Origin of the sequence: Pseudarthrobacter cremeus (genome assembly GCF_051857465.1) — a bacterium.
Classification (GTDB): Bacteria; Actinomycetota; Actinomycetes; order Actinomycetales; family Micrococcaceae; genus Arthrobacter.
The window spans coordinates 88,560-107,708 of the sequence record NZ_JBPZHC010000006.1; the positions used below are offsets into that span (position 1 = coordinate 88,560).

General features: G+C 65.0%; 17 protein-coding genes. 8 read left to right on the plus strand and 9 right to left on the minus strand.

Annotated elements, in window-relative coordinates; translation table 11 throughout:
- Window positions 1–185: 185 nt before the first annotated feature.
- Complete coding sequence (locus ACS5PJ_RS12520) at window positions 186–1,796, minus strand: MFS transporter (protein WP_439435206.1); 1,611 nt, start codon at window positions 1,794–1,796, stop codon at window positions 186–188.
- 492 nt (window positions 1,797–2,288) lie between these two features.
- On the opposite strand from ACS5PJ_RS12520, the gene ACS5PJ_RS12525 reads away from it, so the two are divergent.
- Both ACS5PJ_RS12525 and ACS5PJ_RS12530 read left to right on the plus strand, forming a co-directional pair.
- Window positions 2,289–2,522, plus strand: coding sequence for a hypothetical protein (locus ACS5PJ_RS12525; RefSeq protein WP_439435207.1), 234 nt, complete (start codon window positions 2,289–2,291; stop codon window positions 2,520–2,522).
- Between the two features lie 79 nt (window positions 2,523–2,601).
- The gene (locus ACS5PJ_RS12530) at window positions 2,602–2,862 is read left to right on the plus strand and encodes a hypothetical protein (RefSeq protein ID WP_439435208.1); all 261 of its coding nucleotides are present in this window, start codon (window positions 2,602–2,604) and stop codon (window positions 2,860–2,862) included.
- Between the two features lie 182 nt (window positions 2,863–3,044).
- On the opposite strand, the gene ACS5PJ_RS12535 is transcribed toward ACS5PJ_RS12530, so the two are convergent.
- Window positions 3,045–5,519, minus strand: a complete 2,475-nt coding sequence (locus ACS5PJ_RS12535) for an ATP-dependent DNA ligase (protein ID WP_439435209.1) — start codon at window positions 5,517–5,519, stop codon at window positions 3,045–3,047.
- Window positions 5,520–5,559: 40 nt separating this feature from the next.
- Here ACS5PJ_RS12535 and ku point away from each other — a divergent pair, with 40 nt between their 5' ends.
- Window positions 5,560–6,678: a non-homologous end joining protein Ku gene (ku, locus tag ACS5PJ_RS12540; RefSeq protein WP_439435210.1), complete on the plus strand. Its 1,119-nt coding sequence runs from the start codon at window positions 5,560–5,562 to the stop codon at window positions 6,676–6,678.
- 69 nt (window positions 6,679–6,747) lie between these two features.
- Here the strand turns inward: ku and ACS5PJ_RS12545 are convergent, their stop codons facing one another.
- The gene (locus tag ACS5PJ_RS12545; RefSeq protein ID WP_439435211.1) at window positions 6,748–7,014 is read right to left on the minus strand and encodes a DUF7218 family protein; all 267 of its coding nucleotides are present in this window, start codon (window positions 7,012–7,014) and stop codon (window positions 6,748–6,750) included.
- Window positions 7,015–7,290: 276 nt separating this feature from the next.
- Here ACS5PJ_RS12545 and ACS5PJ_RS12550 point away from each other — a divergent pair, with 276 nt between their 5' ends.
- Complete coding sequence (locus ACS5PJ_RS12550) at window positions 7,291–8,136, plus strand: class I SAM-dependent methyltransferase (protein ID WP_439435212.1); 846 nt, start codon at window positions 7,291–7,293, stop codon at window positions 8,134–8,136.
- Window positions 8,136–8,567, plus strand: a complete 432-nt coding sequence (locus tag ACS5PJ_RS12555) for an SRPBCC domain-containing protein (RefSeq protein ID WP_439435213.1) — start codon at window positions 8,136–8,138, stop codon at window positions 8,565–8,567. The genes ACS5PJ_RS12550 and ACS5PJ_RS12555 overlap by 1 nt, the downstream gene beginning before the upstream one ends.
- A 120-nt stretch (window positions 8,568–8,687) precedes the next feature.
- Here the strand turns inward: ACS5PJ_RS12555 and ACS5PJ_RS12560 are convergent, their stop codons facing one another.
- From ACS5PJ_RS12560 to ACS5PJ_RS12580, 5 genes are all read right to left on the minus strand, one after another.
- A complete protein-coding gene (locus ACS5PJ_RS12560; protein WP_439435214.1) occupies window positions 8,688–8,963 on the minus strand; it encodes an HPr family phosphocarrier protein in 276 nt (91 codons plus the stop codon).
- Between the two features lie 67 nt (window positions 8,964–9,030).
- On the minus strand, window positions 9,031–11,124 hold the full coding sequence (locus ACS5PJ_RS12565) for a PTS fructose transporter subunit IIABC (RefSeq protein WP_439435215.1): 2,094 nt from the start codon (window positions 11,122–11,124) through the stop codon (window positions 9,031–9,033).
- Between the two features lie 2 nt (window positions 11,125–11,126).
- Window positions 11,127–12,122 carry a 1-phosphofructokinase family hexose kinase gene (locus ACS5PJ_RS12570; RefSeq protein ID WP_439435216.1) on the minus strand — a complete coding sequence of 332 codons (996 nt, stop codon included), beginning with the start codon at window positions 12,120–12,122 and terminating at the stop codon, window positions 11,127–11,129.
- Entirely contained in the window at window positions 12,119–12,922 is an 804-nt protein-coding gene (locus tag ACS5PJ_RS12575) for a DeoR/GlpR family DNA-binding transcription regulator (protein ID WP_439435419.1), read from the minus strand. The genes ACS5PJ_RS12570 and ACS5PJ_RS12575 overlap by 4 nt, the downstream gene beginning before the upstream one ends.
- A 255-nt stretch (window positions 12,923–13,177) precedes the next feature.
- Window positions 13,178–13,435 carry a DUF6458 family protein gene (locus tag ACS5PJ_RS12580; protein WP_439435217.1) on the minus strand — a complete coding sequence of 86 codons (258 nt, stop codon included), beginning with the start codon at window positions 13,433–13,435 and terminating at the stop codon, window positions 13,178–13,180.
- A gap of 191 nt (window positions 13,436–13,626) precedes the next feature.
- On the opposite strand from ACS5PJ_RS12580, the gene ACS5PJ_RS12585 reads away from it, so the two are divergent.
- The 3 genes from ACS5PJ_RS12585 to ACS5PJ_RS12595 all read left to right on the plus strand — a co-directional run bounded on the left by ACS5PJ_RS12585 (window position 13,627) and on the right by ACS5PJ_RS12595 (window position 17,759).
- Window positions 13,627–14,244 carry an alpha/beta hydrolase gene (locus ACS5PJ_RS12585; protein WP_439435218.1) on the plus strand — a complete coding sequence of 206 codons (618 nt, stop codon included), beginning with the start codon at window positions 13,627–13,629 and terminating at the stop codon, window positions 14,242–14,244.
- 326 nt (window positions 14,245–14,570) lie between these two features.
- Window positions 14,571–15,305 carry an HAD family hydrolase gene (locus tag ACS5PJ_RS12590; protein ID WP_439435219.1) on the plus strand — a complete coding sequence of 245 codons (735 nt, stop codon included), beginning with the start codon at window positions 14,571–14,573 and terminating at the stop codon, window positions 15,303–15,305.
- A 111-nt stretch (window positions 15,306–15,416) separates the two neighbouring features.
- A complete protein-coding gene (locus ACS5PJ_RS12595; RefSeq protein WP_439435220.1) occupies window positions 15,417–17,759 on the plus strand; it encodes a glycoside hydrolase family 65 protein in 2,343 nt (780 codons plus the stop codon).
- Between the two features lie 54 nt (window positions 17,760–17,813).
- Here the strand turns inward: ACS5PJ_RS12595 and ACS5PJ_RS12600 are convergent, their stop codons facing one another.
- Window positions 17,814–19,133 carry an MFS transporter gene (locus ACS5PJ_RS12600; protein WP_439435221.1) on the minus strand — a complete coding sequence of 440 codons (1,320 nt, stop codon included), beginning with the start codon at window positions 19,131–19,133 and terminating at the stop codon, window positions 17,814–17,816.
- Window positions 19,134–19,149 lie beyond the last annotated feature (16 nt).

Here is a 19,149-nt window from a genome sequence, read left to right on the forward strand (position 1 = left end):
TTGTGGCTCCTTTGGCGGAGCCTTCCGGAAATTATCACGGACTCCCGGCGCCGGCATGCTGTCCTACACGGGACGTAACCTGCCGGAGCCAGACACGGCTAAGGCCCGCCCTGCCTGATTCCCCCAAGGAAATCACGCCGGACGGGCCTCATGAGCGTGGACTACAAGACGCAGTCAGCCTTGCCTCAGTTCGCTGCCGCGGGCACCTTTTCGGCTGCCGCGCTCGCCGTCGTGATGTCCTGGGTCTCGAACGGCATTTCAGCCAGGTCAATCAAGGGATTCTCATCCTGGCCGGCAACGAGTTCGCGGGCCTCCGCCTGGGTGTCCACGCTCGGCATGGAGCCCGGCAGCGGACGTTGGGCGGATTCCTTCAGGAAGTAGATGGCCACGGCGCCGATAGCCGAGGTGCCCATCAGGTAGTACGCCGGCATCATGTCGTTGCCCGTAGCGGTGATGAGGGCTGCCACGATGAACGGGGTGGTGCCACCGAAGATGGCCACGGAGAAGTTGTACGCAATTCCCATGGCGCCGTAACGGCTGGATGTGGGGAACTGTGCAGGCAGGGCCGAGGCAAGGTTGGCCACGTAGAACGTCACCGGGAAGGCGATCAGGGCCAGGCCGGCCAGGGTGGACCAGATCTCCCCGACACCGATCAGCAGGAATGCAGGCGTCGCCAGGGACACCGTGCTCAGCGCGCCGATCCAGAGGACCGGGCGGCGGCCAATACGGTCGGACAGCTTGCCGGTCAGCGGAATGCAGAGGCTCATGATGACCAGCACGGGGATGGTCAGCAAGGTGCCATGTACCGGGTCGTACCCCTTGGATTCGGTGAGGTACGTCGGCATGTAGGACGTCAGGGCGTAGCCCGCGGTATTTGCGGCAGCCACGAGGATCATGGCCACGATGATGGAGCGCCAGTAGGCCTTGACGATGCCCACCGGTCCCTTGACCACGGCTTCGTCGCTGGCAGCGGCGTGCTTGGCGAGGTCCTCCTGGGCATCCAGCGTTGCCTGGAATTGCGGCGATTCCTCGATCTTGCTCCGGAAGTACACGGCGATGAGGCCAAGCGGGCCGGCGATGAGGAACGGAATCCTCCAGCCCCACTCTTCCATGGCAGCCTGACCCATGGTCAGCTGCAGGACGGAGACGAGGGCGGCGCCGAGCGCGAACCCCATGTAGCTGCCCATGTCCAGGAAGCTGGCGAAGAACCCGCGGCGTTTATCCGGCGCGTACTCGCTCACGAAGGTGGTGGCACCGGCGTATTCGCCGCCGGTGGAGAACCCCTGGACAACCTTGAGCAGCACCAGGAGGGCCGCGGCCCACATGCCGATCTGGGCATAGCCGGGCAGCAGGCCGATGGCGAAGGTGCTGGCGGCCATGATCATCAGGGTGGTGGCCAGAATCTTCTGGCGGCCCATCTTGTCGCCCAGCCAGCCGAAGATCACTCCGCCAAGGGGGCGGGCAATGAAGGTGGCGGCAAAGGTTCCCAAGAGGAACAGGGTTTGCGTGCTGGGATCGGATTCCGGCAGGAACACCGGTCCCATGGTGGTGATGAGGTAGCCGAAGACGCCGACGTCGTACCATTCCATGGTGTTGCCCACGATGGTTCCGCCCAGTGCCTTTTTCAGCATTGGCTGGTTGACGACGTTCACGTCGGATTCTTTGAGCCGACGGCGGCCGAGGAGCTTGGGTTTCCTGGCGCTCCCGGGTAGTGCGTTTTCCGGTACTGCGTTGTTGGTTCCGCGGGCGCTGTTCGCGCCGGCTGAAGAGTCGGTCGTGCTTCGGTCTGTGGGCATTTGGGCGACTCCTATGGAGGTCATTTGCTTGCGACTTGTAGCTGCCCCGCTCTGGGCAGGCCTTCAATTTTACGCGAATTCTCTGGCAACTAAGAGCTGGATGGCGTAGGGTGCCCTGTTTCACCGCCTTTCCGGGCATGTTCTGCGGAACTTTCTTTCGGCGATCCTGCCGCTCCATTGCTGGCATCCAATGGGTTGGACGGTTCCTCAGCCAATCTTTTTTCGCAGCTACCTGGTTTACCGGCTTTTTGGCGTGCCCGGGAGGCCCGGAAAGTGACGGCCACCACCACTCCGGGCGGGTCAGGGCGCCTGTGCGGGCTGGTCCCGGAGCCGGCGCCGGAAGGGGTTCACAAGCTGCTCCGACCCTGATTATTGTTGTGCCATGGGAACACTGATTCTTGAGTAGGGGGACGCCCTGCGGCCTGGTTTCGCAGGCCCTCGTCCCGGCCGAGCTCGTCAGATACGCTGATCCCCTCAGAAAGGTTCCAAAGAATGACTAAAGATTCTGCTTCAAGCAACCCCGGATCCAGTGCGGAAAGCGCCCCCGAAACCTCCGGGCAGCCCGAGCCCAAGGGTGTCCGCTCCCGGCTGACGGAGGCCCAGAAGGCCATGCTCGCCAGCAAGTCGCGGGGCGGGGACGCCGGCCTGCAAAGCGTAGGCAAAAGCCACAAACCCACGCATGTCAGTGGCAAACAGGGTCCGGCGGAAAAGAAAGTCCGCTGGTAATTCGCTGGTAACTGAACTTCAGGAATTATTTTGCCCCCAATCCAGGGAGCGCTTCATTTCGTCGTAGAAAGGAAGAACAATGGCTGAAAAAATGACTGATGCAAAGATCGAACCTGAGGTCGCGGGCCATCTCGCGGCGTCCATGGATCAGCCGGCATTCCCCGGCCCGGCCACCATTGCCGTGGGCATGGCCATTGCCGGAGAGCAGCACTGGCCCGATGGCAGCGGAAAGAACCGCCACCCCAAGGAGAACAACACGATGCACGGCCGGCCGGGACATGAAGCAGCCGTGACTGCTGTTCACCGGACAGGCCGGCCGCAGATGCCGCACTCTTCCTGAACGGAGGGTGGTCCCTGGGGCAGCTCAGCCTGACGACGCGGAGCTGATCCAGATTCGCGTCCGGTTCACCGACTCGCGTCCGGTTCACCGACACGCATCCGGTTCACCGACACGCAGAAGGCCTGGCGACACCTGTATCCGGGTGTCGCCAGGCCTTACCCGTGTCCGGGGACATGTTGCGGCTACGCTTCCTGAACCACTTCCTCCGGGCCCTTGTCCACCCGCCAGCCGCGCCAGACCGGATGACGGAGCCTTCCGCTTCCGGTCCACTCACCAAACGTCACTTCGCCGACCAGCTTTGGCGTCACCCAGTGGGCGTCGGCGGCATCCTCGCGCGGGACGTCGTCGAACGGTGAGGTCTTACGTGCCAGATCATCCATTTTCTGCCGCAGCTCCGTCAGCTCGCGCGAACTGAAACCGCTGCCCACCCGGCCCACGTACCGCAGGTTTTTACCTTCCGGGATGCCCACCAGCAGCGAACCAACTGAGCTTTCCCGCCCGCCCCGGCCGGGGCGCCAGCCGCCCACCACCACTTCCTGCGTTCTGGCGAGTTTGATCTTGATCCAGGTCCTGGTCCGCTGGCCGCTCACGTAACGGCTGTCCGGACGTTTCGCCATCACCCCCTCCAGGCCCAGTTCCTGCGCACTTTCCAGGATGTGCTCCAGCCGTTCATCCAACACCGGCGACAGTTCCACCGGAAGGTCGGACGGCGAAAAGAACTCCGCCAACTGCTGCCGCCGCGTCTGGAAATGCTTTCTGCGGAGGTCCTCGCCACCCACGGACAGCAGGTCAAACAGCATGAGCCGGACGGGGATTGCATGGCGCGCCTTCTCGACGTCGGCCGCTTTAGTCAGTTTCATGCGCCCCTGGAGCACCCCGAAATCCGGCCTCCCGGAAGGCCCGACGGCGATGATCTCACCGTCGGCGACGAACGGCCCGGCCGGCCAGCCTGCCCGGTCCGTCAGCTCGGGATACGTAGCCGTGACGTCATTGCCGTTGCGGCTGAGGATGCGGACTTTCTTGTCATCAGCAACGATGATCCCGCGGACGCCGTCCCATTTCAGTTCAAACATCCATTCGCTGCCCTGCAGGTCGGCGGGGGTTCCGGCGGTCGCCATCATGGGCCGAAAGTCGTCCAGGGGCGCAGCAGAGGTCTTGGCTGCGGGCTCCGCGTCTGCGTCGGCATCACCGTTGTCGCCGGCCGGCGCATGCCGGTGCCTGCCGCCGTGGTGTTCCTTGTCCATCAGGTGGATGAGCCATTGCCCCTCCTCGCCCCGCCCGCGCCCTGTGTGGATCAGGGCAAATTTCCTCGTGCCACCCAGGCCGCCGCCTTCAGACCCGGTGAGCGTGGCGATGACTTCCTTGCCGTTGATCCACTTCTCGAGTTCGTAGGTTCCGTGGTCCCAGATGGTGACCTCGCCGGCGCCGTACTGTCCTTTCGGGATGGTCCCTTCAAACGTGGCGTAGTCCATCGGGTGATCCTCGGTCTGGACCGCCAGATGGTTCTGGCCGCCCGACTCCGGCACACCCTTGGGCAGGGCCCAGGACACCAGGACTCCTTCATGCTCCAGCCGGAAATCGAAATGCAGCCGGCTGGCGTGGTGTTCCTGGATCACAAAGGTGTCGCCGGTGCCTTCGGCACCGGTGAACGGCTCGGGCGTCGCGTTCGGATCGCGCATGGAACGGTACCGCTCAAGGCGCGGATGCGCGCCGTCGTCGTCCGCGTTCTTATCCGGCGTTGTGCCGTTGGGGCTCCCCGGGTGTCCCGTACCGCGTTCGACGGCGGCAAACGGGTCCTTGCCCGCCTCGACCCGGCGCAGCACCGCTTTGTAGTCGAGATGTTGGAGGTTGGGGGAGCTGAGCTCCCGCCAGGTCCGCGGGGCGGCGACCATCGGGGTAGGCCGGCCGCGCAGTGAATACGGCACGATGGTGGTCTTGGCCGCACTGTTCTGGCTCCAGTCCACCAGGACCTTGCCCGTGCGCAGCGTTTTCTTCATGTCGCTGACCGCGAGATCCGGGTGATCCGCTTCCAATGCCCGCGCCAGTTCGTGTGCGAAGTCCGAGATCTGGTCCGACGTCTGCGATCCGTCCAGCCCGGCATAGAGGTGGATGCCCTTGCTGCCGCTGGTCACCGGGACCGGATCCAGGCCCACATCCTGCAGGATGGTACGGGCCAGAAGTGCTACCTCCACGCATTCCGCGAGCCCTGCGCCTTGGCCGGGGTCGAGGTCCAGCACCAGGCGGTCCGGATTGAGTTGCCTGCCGTGGGAGTCCACCTGCCACTGGGGAACGTGGATTTCCAGCGAATTGATCTGGCCGAACCAGGTGAGGGTGGCGGGATCGTTGACCATCGGATAGTAGATGGTGCGGTCCTTGTGCGTGATGGCGGCGCGGGGGAGCCAGCCCGGCGCCGAATCCTCCAGGTTCTTCTGGAAGAACACCTCGCCGGGGTGCTCGGCGGTGCCCACACCGTTGACCCAGCGTTTCCTGGTGGCCGGCCGGTTGGCTGCCGCCGGTATCAGGACATGGGCCACCGCGGCGTAGTAGGCCAGGACGTCGGCCTTGGTGGTGCCGGTTTCCGGGTAGATGATTTTGTCCAGGTTGGTCAGGGTCAGTTCCCGTCCCGCCACCCGGACACGTTCCTTAGGAGGGGCCAAGGGTCTTCACCTCCGGCCCCGGGTGCGGTTCACTTGAGGAATGAGAGCCATCTGGAAAGGTGCCATCGCGTTTGGCCTGGTCAACGTGCCCGTGAAGGTCTACAGCGCCACCGAGGATCATGACATCAGTCTCCACCAGGTCCACAATGCCGACGGCGGCCGGATCCGGTACCAGCGCCGCTGCGAGGTGTGCAGCAAGATCATTGACTATTCGGACATCGAGAAGGCTTTCGAGGATGACGGCCGGACTGTTGTCCTGACCAAGGACGAGCTCAAAGCCATTCCGGCGGAGAACAGCCACGAGATCGAAGTGGTGCAGTTTGTTCCATCGGAGCAGCTGGAACCCATGATGTTTGAGAAGAGCTACTACCTGGAGCCGGATTCCAGGACGCCCAAAGCCTACGTCCTGCTGCGCCGGGCGCTGGAGGACACGGACCGTGTGGCCATCGTCCAGTTTGCCCTGCGCGAGAAGACCCGGCTGGGGGCATTGCGCATCAAGGATGATGTGCTGGTGCTGCAGTCTCTCCTGTGGCCCGACGAGGTCCGTGAGGCAAAATTCCCGGCCCTTGACGAGTCCGTGCGGATCTCCGCACAGGAACGCGAAATGTCCGCGGCCCTGGTGGAGTCCATGGCCGCGGATTTCGATCCGGACCACTTCACGGACGAGTACCAGGTCCAGCTTCGAACGCTCATCGACGCCAAGCTTGAAAAGGGCGACTCCCTGGACACCGAGGAGACGTTCGGCGCGGAAGCGGGCGAAGGCGGCAAGGGTGAAGTCATCGACCTGATGGAAGCGCTCAAGCGCAGCCTGGACCGGAAGCGCGGTGGTGGTGGTGCCGCTGCTTCGGAGGTCTCCGGTTCCGGGGAGGACACGGCCGGCGAAGACGAGGACGAAGCGGAGGAGCCCGGCACGGGATCCAAGAGGGCTGCCGGAAAGACCAGCACCGGAAAGACCAGCACTGCAAAGTCGGGCCCTGCCAAGACCAGCACTGCCAAGACCAGCACTGCCAAATCCACAGCTGCGAAGACTGCCGTCACGAAGACCACCGCCACCAAGTCCACCGCGTCCACTGCCCGCAAACCAGCAGCCAAGGCGGACTCTTCGACGGCAGAGCCTGCGGCGAAGTCCACCACTGCCCGTGCGCGGAAGGGCGCATGACGTTGTAGAACCACGCGGGCGTCGGGCCGGGCCTTTGAAGGCCCGGGGTTTTCGGGAGATGGCCGCCGCCTAGGAATTCCGGAGCGCGGAGATAAGTTCGCTCTTCTTCTTCGCGGAGTACCCGGTCAGTCCTATTTCCTTGGCTTTGGCCTTCAGTTGCGGGACAGTCCAGTCCTCATAGTCGCCTGCTTTTCCGCCCTTTCGGCCCACGGCGGAGCGGCCCTTGCTCGCGGCCGCGTTGGAGATGCGGGCCGCCTTCTGCTTGGATGCGCCATCTTCGCGCAGTTCCTCATAGAGTTCAGGGTCCTTCAGGCTGGGGCTCTTCTTGGCTGGCATCTCATCCTCCCTCAAGCGTCGGCGGGGAACTTCCTGGGCGCTGGTGCCGGGCCGTAGCTGTTCAGGCTTCCACGTCGTTGCTGGTCAGGCTTCCACGCTAATTCGGTGCCTGTGGAAAAACAAGGAAACACTAAGGCTGCTTGCTGTGGATTTGCCAAGGCACCACAGGACGCTTTACAGCCCACTGCGATGCAGCCACAATGGGTCGCATCGCAGCCTCCACTGTGCCAACAGCGTGCTGTCACTCAAAACCTGTCAAAGAAGAGGGGTCCCGAGATGAATGGCGAAGCGAAAGCAGACGAGGCTGACCTGGCGCTGAAGCAAAAGCACCGGGCCATGTGGGCCTCGGGGGACTACCCGGCACTGGCAGCCGAACTGGTCAACGACCTCGGAGCCATCCTGGTGGATGCCTGCGGAATCAAGCCCAAGCAGCGCGTGCTGGACGTGGCTGCAGGCGCCGGCAACGCTGCCATTCCCGCCGCCATGATGGGCGGCAAGGTTGTGGCCAGCGACCTCACCCCGGAACTGTTCGACGCCGGGCGCCGGCAGGCAGCCGATCGCGCGGTGGAACTGGAATGGGTGGAAGCCGACGCCGAGGCCCTGCCGTTCGAGGACAACGCCTTTGATGTGGTGACGTCCTGCCTGGGCGTGATGTTTGCTCCGCACCATCAGGCAAGTGCCGATGAGATCGTGCGCGTATGCAAGCCCGGCGGCACGATCGGACTGCTTAACTGGACGCCCGAAGGGTTCCTCGGGAAGATGCTTGCCACCCTGAAGCCCTTCGCACCGCCTCCGCCGCCCGGGGCATCGCCGGGGCCGCTCTGGGGCAGCGAGGACCACGTGCGGGAACTCTTCGGCGACCGGATCACGGACATCAAGGCGCAAAAGCGCACCCTGGCCATCCACAGCTTCCATCAGCCCCAGGACTTCCTGCGGTACTTCAAGTCCCATTACGGTCCCACCATCTCGGTCTACAAATTCATCGGCAACGACGCAGACAAGGCCAAGGCCCTGGACAGTGCCCTTATCGAGCTGGCCGATTCGTTCGGGGAGGCCCATGGCGACGCGGCGTGGCAGATGCACTGGGAATATCTCCTGCTGACCGCGCGGAAGGCCCGCTGATGCCCGGGGAATTTGTGGCCGAATCCGCGATCACCATCGATGCCCCGCCGGACCGCGTCTGGGAGGTCATCACGGATCCGGCAGCCGTGAAGGAATTCATGTTCGGCGCCGATCTGGAGACCGAGTGGACCGTGGGCGGCCCCATTCTGTGGCGCGGTGAGTGGGAAGGCAAGACCTACGAGGACAAGGGACAGATCCTTGAAGTGGTGCCGGGCCAAAAGCTGGTCCATACCCACTTCAGCCCGCTCGGCGGCGAGGACGACAAACCCGAAAACTACCACACACTGACCTGGACCCTTGAGGACCAGGGCGGCCGGACCGGGTTCACGCTCTCGCAGGACAACAACGCCAGCGAAGAAGCGGCAGAGCACTCCCGGGGCATGTGGGACATGCTCGTGGCGGACGTCAAGAAGATTGCGGAGCGGCGCTAGGCCCCGGCCGGCACCGCAACCGCCACGGGCACCCGCAGCACTGGCCCCTTAAAGGCAACAGCCGCCGTCGCACCTCCCAACAGGGAAGGCGCGACGGCGGCTGCCGGCGGGAAACCGCTGCTAGGCGTCGTGATCCGTTTCCAGGATCCGGACCAGGCTCTCCAGGGCGTCGTCGGCCCCGGTACCTTCGGCGCGAAGCACCACAACATCGCCGTGGGAAGCGCCCAGGCTCATCAGGGAGAGGATGCTCGCAGCGTCCATTGCCTCGTCAACGGGCTCGCCCTCGCGGGCGATGGTGATGTCAAGGTCGTACTCGCCGGCGGCCTCTGCGAAGATGGCGGCGGGGCGGGCGTGCAGGCCAACGCGGCTGGCGACGGTTGCGGTGCGTTCTGACATTCTTGCTCCTTAGTCGTTCGGCATGCTGACGGTTCAGTGCCGGGAGGTTAGGTGGTTTGGGGCCGGCTTAGACGGTTACGGGAACCGGTTCAACCGTATCAACGGTCTTCTTGACTGCCCAGCGCTTGAGGGCGATCACCGACAGGGCGGTAACTACCGTACCGGCCACGATCGAGACGACGAACATCACGAAGTTGTCAATGGCGAAGAAGACGAAGATGCCGCCATGCGGTGCCTTGGAGCCGACGCCTGCCGCCATCGAGATGGCTCCGGTGACGGCGCCGCCCAGCATGCTGGCGGGGATGACGCGCAGGGGGTCGGCCGCGGCGAAGGGGATGGCACCTTCGGAGATGAAGGACGCCCCCAGCAGCCACGCAGCCTTGCCGTTTTCCTGCTCCGCGAGGCTGAAAAGCTTCTTGTTCAGGACCGTTGACGCCAGCGCCATGGCCAGCGGGGGAACCATGCCGGAGGCCATGACTGCTGCCATGATCTGCCAAGGCGCCTGGTTGTCCATGGTTGCGGCACCCAGGCCGGCGACGGCGAACGAGTAGGCAACCTTGTTGACCGGGCCGCCGAGGTCGAAGCACATCATAAGGCCCAGGATCACGCCGAGCGCGATAGCGCCGGCGCCGGTCAGGCCGGACAGCCAGCCGTTCAGGCCCTTGGTGATGGCGACGATCGGTCCGCCCAGGATCAGGAACATCAGGCCGGACGCCACCAGCGATGCAAGCAGCGGGATGATCACCACGGGCATCAGGCCGCGCAGCCAGCGGGGTACCTGCAGGCGGCCCACCACATGGGCGATGTAGCCGGCGAGCAGGCCGCCGACGATGCCGCCGAGGAAGCCGGCACCCATGAATCCGGCCACGGCACCGGCGACGAAGCCGGGGGCGATGCCGGGACGGTCGGCGATCGCGTAGGCGATATAGCCGGCCAGCGCCGGAACCAGGAAGCCCAGCGAGAGTGCACCGATCTTGAACAGCACAGCGCCGAGGTAGGCGCCCAGCGGGCCCCAGGCATTCTCCGGGAATTCGGTGGGCAGGTTGAAGAGGCTGTTCTGGACAACGATCGTGTCAGCGTACTTGGTGATCAGGTAGCCGCCCATGAGGAAGCCGAGAGCGATCAGCAGGCCGCCGCCTGCCACGAACGGGATCATGTAACTGACACCGGTGAGCAGGGCTTTCTTGAGTTTCTGCCCGATGTGCTCGCCCTTTTCCTCAGCCTCGTGTTGGGCCTGCTCCTCAGCACCGAAGTGCGGGACCCGGCGGGCATTGGGGTTGTCGGCCGCGGCGAGCGCTTCCTGGACCATCTTCTCCGGCTCGTCGATGCCGCGCTTGACCGGCGCGTTGATGACGGGCTTTCCGGCAAAACGCTCCTTGCCGCGCACATCCACGTCGACGGCGAAGATCACGGCGTCCGCTGCGGCGATCACGGCGGGGTCCAATGCCTGGGCGCCGGAGGAGCCTTGGGTTTCCACCTGCAGGTCAACGCCCATTTCCTTGGCAGCAGCCACGAGCGAGTCGGCGGCCATATACGTGTGGGCGATGCCGGTGGGGCACGCGGTCACCGCGACCAGACGCTTGGGCCCTCGGGCGTCCGAACCTGCCGGAGCACCCGCGTGAGCAGCGGAAGCACCTGCAGCACCTGCTGCGCCAACTGCGGCGCCCACAGGGACTGCATCGGCGGGAGCAGCGGCGTGGGCTGCCGGCTTGTCCGCCAAAGCGCCATCCACCAGCGCCACGATCTCCTCGCGGGACGAGGCGTTGCGCAGGGCAGCGGTGAAGTCCTTTTTGATCAGGGACCGGGCCAGCTTGGAGAGGAGCTTGAGGTGTTCCTGGTCGGCGCCGGCGGGAGCAGCGATGAAGAAGACCAGGTCCGCCGGGCCGTCCTTGGCACCGAAGTCCACCTTGGGGTTAAGGCGGGCCATGGCCAGGGTCGGTTCGATGACCGCCTCGGACCGGCAGTGGGGAATCGCAATGCCGCCGGGGATGCCCGTGGCTGTCTTCTGTTCGCGGGCGAAGGCGTCGGCGAAGAGGCCTTCGACTTCTGATGCGCGTCCGGTGGCAGCAACTTTGCTGGCCAGGTGCCGGATCACGTCCTCGGGCGAGCTGCCCAGGTTCTGGTCGAGCTCGACCAGTTCTGTGGTGATGAGCTGAGTCACTGTCAATCCTTTCGAAGGGCCGTGATGGTTACGGCATCCGGGGTGGTTTGGTGGACTGCCGGGACAGTGGAACCCGGCAGGGAAGCGGCGGCGGCACCGTGGGCCACTGCCTGACGGAGGCAATCGGCCGGGGCGGCGCCCTGGCCGTGGGCGAGCAGATAGCCAGCCAGCGACGAATCGCCCGCGCCGACCGTACTGACCGCTGCGACCGGCGGATGCGTGGCCAGCCACGCGCCGTCGGCCGTTACAAGGACAGCTCCCTTTGATCCGAGAGTTGCCAGCACAGCACCCACACCGGAACGCACGACGGCGGCCGCGGCCGCTGCGGCAGCCACCGGATCCGCTTCGAGTTCCTCGGCGGTTGACGCCGTGGCGAAGCCGGCTGCTGCAGCCAGTTCAGCCAGTTCCTCGGCGTTGGGTTTGAGGAGGTCCGGTTTCCCGGACACACCGTCCTGTGAAGTACCTGAGACGGCGCCGGCGAGCGGGCCGCCGGAGGAGTCGACAGCGATCAGCGGCGTGTTGCCGTTGCCCGCGGCACGCAGCCGCCGCGTGACGGTGGCGTAGAAGTCAGCCGGGAAGCCGGGCGGCAGGGAACCGGCCAGGATCACCCAGCTGGCCCCGCGCGAACGCTCCAGGAGCAATGCGATCAGGGCTTCTTGCTGGGCTTCGGTGAGGAGCGGGCCGGGTTCATTGATCTTGGTGGTGACACCGCCGGGTTCCGTCAGGGCTACGTTGGTGCGCAGCGGCTCGTCGATGGCAAGGGCGGCGAACGGAACCTTATCGTGGCGGAGCCCGGCGAGGACGGGATCGCTGTCGGCCCCCGGAAGGACCGCCACAGTTTCAACACCTGAGGCGCACAGTGCCCGGGACACGTTGACACCCTTGCCCCCTGATTCCTGGCTGACCGACACGGCACGCTGGACTTCGCCGCGTTCCAACGGGCCGGGCAGGGCCACGGTGCGGTCGAGGCTGGGGTTGGCCGTGAACGTGACGATCATACGATCACCACGTCAACGCCGGCCTCGGTGAGGGCTGCTGTGAGTTCTGCGCTGGGCTCGCTGTCAGTTATCAAGGTGTCCAGATCTTTCAGGGAGGCGAACTGGACCAGGGTTTCGGCGTCCAGCTTGGAGGAATCGGCCAGCACCACAATGCGGCGGGCCGAATGGACGAAGGCTGCCTTGACGGCGGCTTCTTCAGGATCGGGCGTGCTGAGGCCAAAATCGGCGTGGATGCCGTTGGTGCCGATGAACGCAATGTCCGGCCGCATCCGGTGAGCAGCATCCACGGTTGCCTGGCCGACTGCGGCTTGGGTCAGGCCGCGCACCCGGCCACCCAGGAGCTGGAGGGCAATACCGGGCGTGCTCGCCAGCCTCGCGGCAATGGGGACAGCGTTCGTGATGACCACGAGTTCAGGCGCAGCCACTGAGCCGGAAGGGGCGGCGGCGGTGCGCCGGGACAGCAGGTCAGCCAGCGCCTCGGTGGTGGAGCCGCCGTCGAGCAGGATGCTCCCGGATTTCGCCGGGGGTATCAGCGCCAGGGCAGCGTCCGCGATCCGCATCTTCTGCCCCGGGCGCTGGACTGTCCGGTCGGTGATGCTTTCCTCGATGGTGCTGAAGCGATCGGCTGCGACGGCACCGCCGTGCACCCGGCGCACCGTGCCTGCGGTTTCGAGGGTGGCGAGGTCGCGGCGGACCGTTTCGGTGGTGATGCTGAAGCGCTCCGCGAGCAGGTTGACGGTCACGCGGCCGCTGCCGGCTACAAGCTCGGCAATCTTCTGCTGGCGCTCCTCGGCGAACACGTACCCTCCGTTGCGTAAAGTGCTGGATCCTGTGTGGCTGTGAAGTCCGGTGACTGACATCACATGATGTTGGATTCCCTGACTTTATCTGCGTTTGTGTTGGTTTGTCAATGGAAACCCACACGAAACAAAGAAGGTCGGTTTACCCCTTGGAGAGCCTGCCGGTCGACGAAAAAGCCGGACCGGACCATGTGCTGGTCTGGCCCGGCTTTTCGGGATCCATCAGAGGCGCTATTGCGTCCGGCTGTTCGGCGGTTAGAGTCCGGCGTCGCGGCTTTCATTGCGGGTGATGCGTTCGCCGGTGTTGGGATCAACCACTGAGCGGGTTTCGCTGACGCGGCGGCTGCGGGCCGGCGAGGCCAGGATGAGCGATGCGATCAGCCCGATCACACCAACCGCCATGAGGATGTAGCCGATCATCACTTGGTCAATGAAGGGGATGAGCCCTGGAGCGACAGCCCAGGCCAGGATGGCGCCGAGGGCGATGAGGAAGATGGAAGAACCGATTCTCATGACTTGCTCCTTGTGGGTCGAGTGCGGTGGTCCGGGTCTGCTGTGGTTCGCGTACGGTGCGGGTGCTGAACGGTAAGCATGCTGTCTTATCCTCAAGGTACAGCCCGCAGCAGCGCTATTCAATCATTGGGCGGGCGGCGCGGCGCGGGAGTAGTGGCTGTTCAGCGTGCCGTACTGGCTAGGCTGATCCGATGGAAACAGTAGTTTGGTCCAAACCGGAGGCTGAACGGGCGGGAACCCCGCTGTTGGTCATGATGCACGGCTACGGCACCGACGAATCCCGGATGGTGCGGCTGTTTGAGTACCTGCCGTCGGAGTTCACCTGCGCCGCGCTGCGTGCGCCCATGGTGATCGGAGACCACTATGGCTGGTTCCTTCTGGACTACTTCCTGGCGAACGACTTCGCAGACGTCATCACTGCAACCAACGCCGTCCAGACGTGGATCAACCAGGTCAAAGGCCGGCACAGCAGCGTGAGCCTCCTCGGCTATTCGCAGGGAATGGCCATGGCCAGCACGCTGCTGCGCCTCCACCCCGACGACTACAAGGCGACGGTGGGGTTGTCCGGATTTGTCCTGGAAAACGAGCTTCTCTCGCTCAGTGAAACCTTTACCGCCAAGCCGCCATTCTTCTGGGGGCGGGACAGGGCTGACCTGGTGATCAACGAGGACGCCACGGCCTACACCGAAGAGTGGCTGAAAGAGCACACGCAACTGACCGCCAGGACCTACCCCGGGATGGGCCACGCCATGAGCAAAACGGAGATGGTGGACGTCAGTGCCTTCCTCCGGCACTACGTTCTGGGCTGAACCAGCGCTGCCCGGAAACCGCCGGGCCCAAAAAAAACAGTTGCGAGCGAAATTTGTAAGCGCTTACACTTCTCAAGGCCCAGTTGGGGCCGCTGGTGCCTCGCTTGTCAGGACACGTCATGACGCCCATGATGGAAGAAGACTTCTCATAGCAGCCCAACGGCCCGCCGGGTATTTGTGCCCAGGCCCTCCGCCGCCCCTGCTGATTCCGTGGACATCGTGGTCCGCAACTTCCTGTCTGACCCTCACTGAGAAACGCCTCTTCACGAACAGCTCCCTGGAAACCATGCCTCTGTGGCTGCCCGCCGTCTGAAAGGACACCACGCGTGACCGAGATTTCGAAAACCCAATCGTCCGATTGGGCCACCGCTTCAGCCATCCTCTTCGATCTGGACGGCGTGCTGACCCCCACCGCAACAGTCCACGAACGGGCGTGGCACGAACTCTTCGACGGCTTCCTGGCATCCCGCCCCGACGTGCCCGCCTACCGCGAAGACGACTACTTCGACCACATCGATGGCAAACCCAGGTTCGACGGCGTCCGGGACTTCCTGGCGTCCCGCGGCATCGTGCTTCCCGAGGGCTCCACTGATGAAGACCCCACGAAGATGACCGTCCAGGGGCTGGGTAACCGGAAAAACGAGGTCTTCAATGACATCGTCAGTGCCGGCGTCGAGCCTTTTGAAGGTTCGGTGCTTTTCCTCGAAGCCGTGCTGGAGCGCGGACTCAAGGTCGCCGTCGTATCCTCCTCGCGCAACGCGCCGGCGGTCCTGAAGGCAGCGGGCCTGAACGGGCACTTCAGCGTCGTGGTGGACGGAGTGGTGGCCGCCGCGGAGGGACTGCCCGGCAAACCGAGCCCTGCCACCTACGAGTACGCCGCAGGGCTGCTGGGGCAGCCCAGCGAAGAATGCGTGGTGGTTGAGGACGCGGTGTCCGGCGTCCGGGCTGGCCGCGCGGGGCGGTTCCACTCAGTGATCGGCGTCGACCGGGGCGCAGGCCGGCAGACGCTGTTCGACGCCGGCGCTACCCACGTGGTCAACGACCTCAAGGAACTTCTCTAGCTTTCCCCCATCCACCTGCGGCGCCCTCCCCACGCCGCGGACCCGCCTGCTGACAACCCGGCTGCCCATGATCCAGCCGCAACACCCACAACGCCTGAGGACCCCAACACCATGGCACTTATCACCGCGGACCGCGAACGGTTCCCCAACACCCCCTGGCAGCTCGTGGAAACACGCCATGAGCCCGGCACCGAGGGCATCCTGGAAACGCTCTTTGCCCTGGGCAACGGACATCTGGGCATCCGCGGCGCCCACTGGGCGGCCGCGGACGCTGACCTTCCCGGCAGCTTCATCAACGGACTGCACGAGATCTGGGACATCAAACACGCGGAAAATGCCTTTGGCTTCGCCCGGACCGGGCAGCGGATCATCTACATCCCGGACGCGAACAACTTCACCGTGATCATCGACGGTGAGACCCTGTCACTCGCGGAATCAACGGTGCTGGGCTACCGCCGGTCCGTTGACTTTTCCACCGGCAGCTACGAATGCCGCATCACCTGGCAGTGCCGGTCCGGTGCAACTGTGACCACCACTGAGCGCCGCGCTGTCGGGTTCGTCTCGCGCGGCAGCCTGGGCATCTCACTTGAAGTGGCAGCGGACCGCGATGTTTCGGCTGACGTCACGTCCGCCATCATCAACCGCCAGGACCAGCCAGTGGAGGACCACTCCACGCATGACCCGCGCCGGGCCGGCCGCCACGCCGGCAGGGTCCTGCTGCCACTGCGGATCGAAGGTTCCGACGGGTCGCTCCGGCTGGCGTGGGAAGCCGCCGAGTCACGGCAGCGCGTGGGACTTGCCGTGGACCACTGGACCTCCGCCGGCCATCAGCCGTTCGACACCCTGGCAGGGCAGGACGAAAGCAGCGTCCGCTATGTCCTGGCAGTGGGCGCCGATGAGCCCTTCCGGCTGGAAAAGAGTGTCAGCTATGCCGCCGGCCGCGGTGTCCAGGACTCGAACCAGGACGCGGCCGAGGCTGCTGAGGGCGGCCTGCGGAGCGTCGCGGAAATCTTCGCCGAGAGCGAGGAACACTATCGGCAGTACTGGGCCACCTCGGACATCCAGGTGGGCGGCCAGCCCGAACTCCAGCAGGCCATCCGCTGGAACCTGTTCCAGCTGGCGCAGGCCACGGCCAGGGCCGACGTCGCCGGCATTCCCGCCAAGGGCGTCAGCGGCTCCGGCTACGAAGGCCACTACTTCTGGGACCAGGAGGTCTACCTCCTGCCCTACCTCACGTACACCAACCCCGACGGCGCCCGCAAGGTCCTGGAGTTCCGGCACGACATGCTACCGGCTGCCAAAATCCGGGCCAAGGAACTCAGCGTGGACGGCGCGCTGTTCCCGTGGCGCACCATCAACGGCCTGGAAGCCAGCGCCTACTATGCTGCCGGCACCGCCCAGTTCCACATCGCCGCTGCCATCGCCTTCGCCACCAACCGCTACATCTGGGCCAGCGGCGACGAAACCTTCCGGGAGGGCATGGGCGCCGAACTGCTTATCGAGACCGCCCGCATGTGGAGCTCGCTCGGCTTCTTCGGCAAGGATGGCCAGTTCCACATCCACGGCGTCACCGGTCCGGATGAATACACTGCAGTTGTCAACGACAACCTCTATACCAACGTCATGGCCAGGTTTAACCTTCGGGCCGCAGCTGAACTGGATCATGCGGAGATCGACGACGCCGAACGGGAATTCTGGATGCAGGCCGCCAACCGCATGCAGCTGCCCTTCGACGAAGACCTCGAAGTGTATTCCCAGGACAACGATTTCATGACCCTGGAGGCCTGGGACTGGACCACCCCACGGTCCAAGTACCCGTTGCTGCTGCACTTCCACCCACTGGTGATCTACCGCCACCAGGTGTTGAAGCAGGCGGACACGGTGCTGGCCATGTTCCTGCAGTGGCAGGACTTCACCCCGGTCGAAAAGCGCCGTGCCTTTGACTTCTACGATCCCATCACCACCGGCGACTCCACCCTCTCGGCCTGCGTGCAGGGGATCATGGCCGCCGAGGTGGGGCACCCCGAAGCTGCCCTGAAGCACTTCACGGACGCGGCCTTCATTGACCTGGATGACACCCACGGGAACACTATCGACGGCGTGCACATCGCCTCGACCGGGGGAGTCTGGAGCTCCCTGGTCAGCGGCTTCGCCGGGCTCCGGGACCAGGGGCCGGTGCCGTTCTTTGACCCGCGGCTGCCCGCCGAATGGGAAGGGCTGTCCTTCCACCTCAAGATCCTGGGCCGCCTGCTGCACGTTCAACTCGACGCCGGTGCACTCACCCTGGGTGTCCGCAGCGGTGAGCCCCTGGACGTGGATGTCCGCGGCGAGCTGTTCAGCGTCGGGGAGGACCCGGTCCGGGTGGTCCTGGAACCGGTTGAGTTCCAGGAGCGGACGGTTTTCCCCAGCGGGCCGCCGACTGCCAGCCTCCCCATCGTGCGCATCAACAGCTAGCCCCTCCCAGACCAGCCAGGGCCCCCTGGGCCAGTGCCCCCTTGGGCTGGGACGTCAGTCTCCGGCCGCCGTCGTGCGTTCAGTTCCTGGCATGCGTTCAACGCCAGCTGGGGTGTCCAGCGGGTGGGACAATTCGTCGTCGGGCATCCGGGCCACGATCATGGCGATGACTGCCAGGATCGGACAGACCCCGCCCGCGAAGAGGAAGATGGCCCAGATCGGGAACACTTCGGCGGCGGGTCCGGCCAGTGCCATGGAGACCGGCATCAGCGCGAGGGACACAAAGAAGTCCAGGCTGGAGACGCGGCCAAGCAGGTGGCCTGGTACCCGCCGCTGGAGCAGCGTGCCCCAGATGACCATGCCCACGCCCCCGGTGGCGCCAAAGATGAACACTGCAACGGCCACCGTCCAGAAGTTGTCCAGGATTCCGATGGCGGCCAGGGGCAGGCTGCCCGCTCCCCAGCACACCATCATGACCGTGAGGTAGCGGCGCGGCAGCTTCAGGGACGCGGTCAGCAGTGAGCCGGCCGCACCGCCCACACCCATGACGGCAAGCAGGAAGCCGAACATGCGGGAGTCTCCGCCCAATTGGTCGCGCACCACAAACGGCATCAGCACTTCAATGGGGCCGATCAGGAACAGCACCGAAATGCAGGCCCACAGCAAGGTCCACAACAGCCACGGGGTCCGGACCGTGTATCTGATGCCCTCCCGCAGATCGGCCAACAACGACGCCTTGGGGGTTCCTGCTGCGGTTGTGCCGTGCTCTGGGTGGGCGGTCAGGGCGTGACGGCCCAGGAAGTTCAGGGTAATGAACGCTGCCAGGTGGCAGGCGGCTACGCCGGTCAGGGCGTGCGAGGGCGAGAGCGCGGCCACCAGGATGCCGGCGACGGCGGGCCCAGCCGCTTGCTGCAGCATCGGGCGCATGGTCCCCTCCATGCCGTTGGCAGCAAGCAGGTCCTCCGGTGGAAGAATGCGCGGAAGGATTGCGGAGTAGGCCGGGAAAAAGAACGCCGCACCCACTCCCAGGACGAAACTGCCCACGGCTAGGTGCCACAGCTGCAGCCACCCTGCCATGGCCAGGACGCTGATGGTGGCGATCACGGCCAGGTTGGCGCCCTCGACGCCGATGATCAGGAGCCGTTGCGGCACACGGTCTGCGGCAATCCCGCCGGCGAGGACGAAGGCCACCAATCCGACGCTCCCTGCAGCTGCTACCAGGGAAAGCTCCAGCGGACCGCCGCCGAGGTGGATCACCTGGTAGACCATCGCGACGGCCCACATCCCTGATCCGAAGATGGAGATGGCCAGTGCTGCAATGAGGACCCGGTACTCCCGGTGCGCAAACGGCCGCAGGGCTTGGAGGGCGGGCATAGGCCAAGTCTAGGCT